Source organism: Halorubrum sp. SS7 (genome assembly GCF_005435055.1).
Taxonomy (GTDB): Archaea; Halobacteriota; Halobacteria; order Halobacteriales; family Haloferacaceae; genus Halorubrum; species Halorubrum salinarum.
The window spans coordinates 1-4,166 of the sequence record NZ_SGXV01000043.1 but is presented as its reverse complement, the minus strand read 5'-3'; the positions used below and the strand labels follow the sequence as shown (position 1 = coordinate 4,166).

At 73.8% G+C, this 4,166-nt stretch carries 4 protein-coding genes and 1 pseudogene; 1 reads left to right on the top strand and 4 read right to left on the bottom strand.

Annotated elements, in window-relative coordinates:
* Window positions 1–378, bottom strand: a pseudogene (locus tag EXE44_RS16145) (hypothetical protein); the annotation flags it as partial.
* A gap of 303 nt (window positions 379–681) precedes the next feature.
* Between EXE44_RS16145 and EXE44_RS16140 the strand changes: the two are divergent.
* Window positions 682–849: a DUF1931 family protein gene (locus EXE44_RS16140; RefSeq protein WP_004047560.1), complete on the top strand. Its 168-nt coding sequence runs from the start codon at window positions 682–684 to the stop codon at window positions 847–849.
* Window positions 850–933: 84 nt separating this feature from the next.
* On the opposite strand, the gene rpiA is transcribed toward EXE44_RS16140, so the two are convergent.
* From rpiA to EXE44_RS16125, 3 genes are all read right to left on the bottom strand, one after another.
* Complete coding sequence (gene rpiA / locus EXE44_RS16135) at window positions 934–1,665, bottom strand: ribose-5-phosphate isomerase RpiA (RefSeq protein WP_137717935.1); 732 nt, start codon at window positions 1,663–1,665, stop codon at window positions 934–936.
* Between the two features lie 58 nt (window positions 1,666–1,723).
* Window positions 1,724–2,848 (bottom strand): ORC1-type DNA replication protein, encoded by a 1,125-nt coding sequence (locus tag EXE44_RS16130; protein ID WP_137717934.1) that lies wholly within the window; start codon window positions 2,846–2,848, stop codon window positions 1,724–1,726.
* Between the two features lie 147 nt (window positions 2,849–2,995).
* A complete protein-coding gene (locus EXE44_RS16125; RefSeq protein ID WP_137717933.1) occupies window positions 2,996–4,045 on the bottom strand; it encodes a TIGR01177 family methyltransferase in 1,050 nt (349 codons plus the stop codon).
* Between the last annotated feature and the right edge of the window lie 121 nt (window positions 4,046–4,166).

The window sequence follows — 4,166 nt, the reverse complement described above, 5'->3', positions numbered from 1 at the left end:
GGCCACGACCGCGACCGCGGCGTCGAGCGACGGGGGCTCGAAGTCGGCCGCGTGGACGACGACGGTGCCCGCGCGGTCGTCGCGGTCGACCGTCGCGTCCGCGTCGGCGTCGCCGACCGCCGCGGCGACCGCGGACGCGGCGGCCTCGTCCGCGCGGGTCACGAGCGCCCGACCGGTGGTGTCGAGCGCCGTGGTCGCCAGCGCGGCGACCTCCGCGGGCGTCTTCCCCTCCGCGAGGATCGCTTCGGGGATCCCGCGCCGCCGCTCGCGGGCGGCGTCGAACCGCCCCGCGTCCGTGGTCGCGTAGCCCGCGAGCCGCGACTCCGCCTCCTCGATCCCGATGTCGCCCGCCTCGAGCGCCGCCAGCGTCTCTCGCATGGATGGTGGTGCGCGGCGGCCCCGGTCGAACCTGTCGGTTCGCGGTCCGGCCCGCCGCGCGCCGACATCGGCCGGAGGCGGAGCGAGCCCGCGGGCGTCACGCGACGGGGGTGCGACTCGATCGAGGCCGGACCGACTCGGGATCCGAGGCGGTTCCGAGCGCCGTCGCGGCGGAGCGCGGACGAGAATCCCACAAGGCTTATAAGCGACTATCCTCGCAGCCCCCCGCGAACCGGCGTCACGGCGTCCCTCGCGGGCGAATTCAGGAACTCTTATTAACCATCACCGGGTAGGCCCGATCGCATGGCAGACCTCATTGTCAAAGCGGCCGTCAAGGAAGCCCTGGACGACAAGAACGTCGCTTCGGACTTCTACGACGCGCTGGACGACGAAGTGGACGAGCTGCTCGAAGACGCCGCGCGCCGCGCCGAGGCCAACGACCGGAAGACGGTCCAGCCGCGCGACCTGTAAGGCGGACCCGTTTCCGTTCCATTTTATTTAGACGCCGACCGGCCAGCGGCCGCGCCGTCGCCCGCGTCGCCGCTCGACGACGGGTCAGACCTCGTCGACCCGGACGCCGGACTCCGTCCCGACGTGAACCTCGTCCGCGAGCCCGACGAAGAGCCCGTGCTCGACCACGCCCGGGACCGCCGACAGCGTCGCCGACAGGGCGGCCGGGTCGGCGATCTCGCCGAACGCGCAGTCCAGTACGAGGTTCCCGTTGTCCGTCACGACGGGCCCGTCCTTCCGCTCCGCGCGGCGCAGCGTCGGCTCGCCGCCCGCGTCCCGGATCGCCGCCGCGACCGCGGTCCGCCCCGCGGGCAACACCTCGACCGGCACGGACCGGTCCAGCCGCGGCGACTCCTTCGAGGGGTCCGCGACGACGAGGAAGCGGTCCGCGGCGGCGTCGACGAGCTTCTCGCGGGCGTGGGCCGCGCCGCCGCCCTTGATCAGCGCGCCGCCGGAGACGAGGGCGTCGCCCGCGGCGCCGGTGGCCACCTGATCGGCGCCGTCGATCGCGACGTCGATCCCCGGTCCGTCGGGGCCGACCGCGTCCGGGAGGTCGAGGAGCGGAATTCCCGCCTCGGCCGCGAGTTCGCGGCTCGCGAAGGAGGTGGGGACCCCACGAATATCGAGGCCGGCGTCGGCCCGGTCGCCGAGCCGCCGGATCGCGTGCGCCGCGGTCGACCCGGTCCCCAGGCCGACCACGTCTCCGTCGGTCACCGCCTCGGCCGCCGACTCGCCGGCGCGCCGCTTCATCGCGTCGCTCCCGCCGCTCGTCTTCATGTGGTCGACTGCGTGCGGCGGCGTTGAAAAGCCGTCGGGGTGGCGAGGCGCGGGAGAGCTATTCCAAGCGGTCCAGCACCGCCTCCGAGTCGTACGCTAGGGAGAGCTCCCGCGAGCGGCCGCGGCCGTCGACGTCGGCGTACTCGGCGTCTATCACGCCGAGCTGGTCGAGCTTGTTGATGATCTCCGAGTAGCGGGTGTAGCCGAGGTCGGTCGCGTCGTTGAAGGCGTCGTACACTACCCCGGCGCGCTCGCCGTCGTGTTCGGCGAGGACGCGGACGAGGTCGCGCTCGGAGTCGGAGAGGCCGCGGAGCGACCGCGAGAGGTGGACGTGTTTCGACTTGTCGTAGGCGTCCTCGACGTCCTCCTCGGAGACCGTCTTCGAGGCGCGCATCTCGGCGTTGAGCCCGGCCCGGCGCAGGAGGTCGATGCCGACGCGGAGGTCGCCGCTCTCGGCGGTGAGGTCTGCGACGCGGTCCAGCTCGGCGTCGCCGATGACGCCCTCGTGGAAGCCGCGCTTGGCGCGCTCCGCGAGGATGTCGTAGATCTCGGTCGCGTCGTAGACGGGGAAGTACACCTCCTCGGGGCGGAAGACGGACTGGACCCGGGTGTCGAGGTCGTCGATCACGTCGAGGCCGAGGTCCGAGGAGACGACGATGACGCCGATCTTCGCGCCGGAGTGGGCCTCGTGGGCGCGTAGGAGCGAGTAGAGGGTGTCGGAGGCCTCGTTCTCGTAGAAGAGGTAGTTCACGTCGTCTAAGGCGACGACGAGGACCTCGTCCTCCTCGACGAGCCGGTCGGTTATCTGGCCGAACAGCTTCTTGAAGGAGATGCCGGAGGAGGGGGGCTCGTACTCGAAGATCCCCTCGAACAGCCGGGAGAACACCGCGTAGCGCGTCGAGTCGACCTGGCAGTTGACGCGCACGGTCCGGACCTCGGTCCGGGCGCCCAGCTCGCCGAACAGCTTCTGGACCGCGGTGGTCTTGCCGGTCCCGGGCGGGCCGCGGACCATCGTGTTGAGGGGGCGGGAGCCGCGGACCGCGGGGCGGAGCGCGTACTTCAGGTTCTCCAGCTGGCTCTCCCGGTGGCGGAACGTCTCGGGGACGTGGTCGATCTCGAACACCGACTCGTCGCGGAACACGGACTCGTCCCACGAGAGCATGTCCCCGGCGTCCCCGGTCATGCGAGTACCACGAGAGGCCGCGCACTTAACCGTTGCCCGGCGCCGGGGCGAAACTGAAACTTGTCGTGCGAGCCCCGGAAGAGAGCGATTCCGCCGATCGGTCGTTCACTCTCGGTCCGGCGGGATCCCCGCCGCGCTCGCCGGCAGTCACCCCGCGTCGCCGCGGCGCAACACCAGCACGTGCCGCGTCAGCGAGCGGTGGACGCGGCGCTCGAACGCCGCGTCGACCGTCCAGCCGGCGGCGCGGGCGGGGGCGCGCCAGTCCCGGTCCGCGACCAGCACCGCGCGCGGCGCGACCCGGGCGGCCTCGTCGAGCGCGCCCCCGACGAGGTCCGCGAGCTCGTGGCGAGCGATCTTCGACTGCCGGCCGTACGGGGCGTCGAACGCGACCCCGTCGACGGCGTCGTCGGGGAGGGGGAGCGCGGTCGCGTCGCCGCGCGCGACGTGCCAGTCGGGGGCCCCGTCACCGCCGACCTCGCCGAGGTACTCGCGGAGGTTCTCCCGCGCGCCGCGGACCATCTTCGCCTGCGCGTCGCAGGCGACGGGGTCGGCGCCGACGAGGCCGGCCTCCAGCGGGAGGCCGCCGGTGCCGCACATCGGGTCGAGGAGGGTCCGACCCGGGGCGGCGCCCGCGAGGTTGGCGTAGGCGCGGGCGTCGGCCGGGGCCATGCTCCCCGGCTGGAAGAAGGGGCGGTCGGTGGGGTCGGGCGCGAAGTCGCGGGCCGCCTCGACCGCGACCCAGCCGAGGGCGCACAGGTCCGCGTCGCCGCCGTCCGCGCCGGCCACCGCGTCGTGCTCGGCGCGCGGGCCGGCCGCGAACAGCGCGCGGAGGACGTGATCAGGGTCGTCGAGGTCGACCTCGAACCCGCGGTCGACGAGGACGCTGCCGAGCGCGCGCTCGGCCGCCCCCGTCGAGACGCCGGCCGTGGCCCGGACGTCGCGGGCGCGGACCGCCACGGTCCCGGAGCGGTCGAGCGACGCGGCCCGGAGCGCGGCGGCCGCGGCGTCGACGTCGGCGTCCGTCCGCGCGATCGCCTCGTGCGCGGCGCGGGTGTACGCGAGCCGGGCGGCGTGATCGCGGTCGATCCCGCCGGTGCGCGCGACCCCCGGCGCGAGGAGGTCGACGCCGGTCGCGGCGGTCGCGGCCTCGCGGGCCGCGAAGGCGTCCGTCTCGCCGGCGAGTTCGAGCCAGTACACGCCGACGGCTCCGCGCGGCGGCGGCAATAGCGTGGCGGTTCCGGCCGGCCACCATTTAAGTGCGTTCGGGCGAGAATCGAGGTGATGACGGCCGACCCGAAGGAGACGATCACCGTAGAGA

Bases quoted from the DNA above. Each gene is read 5' to 3' on its own strand.
- EXE44_RS16130 (WP_137717934.1), bottom strand. From the start codon at position 2,848: ATGACCGGGGACGCCGGGGACATGCTCTCGTGGGACGAGTCCGTGTTC.
- EXE44_RS16140 (WP_004047560.1), top strand. From the start codon at position 682: ATGGCAGACCTCATTGTCAAAGCGGCCGTCAAGGAAGCCCTGGACGAC.
- rpiA (WP_137717935.1), bottom strand. From the start codon at position 1,665: ATGAAGACGAGCGGCGGGAGCGACGCGATGAAGCGGCGCGCCGGCGAG.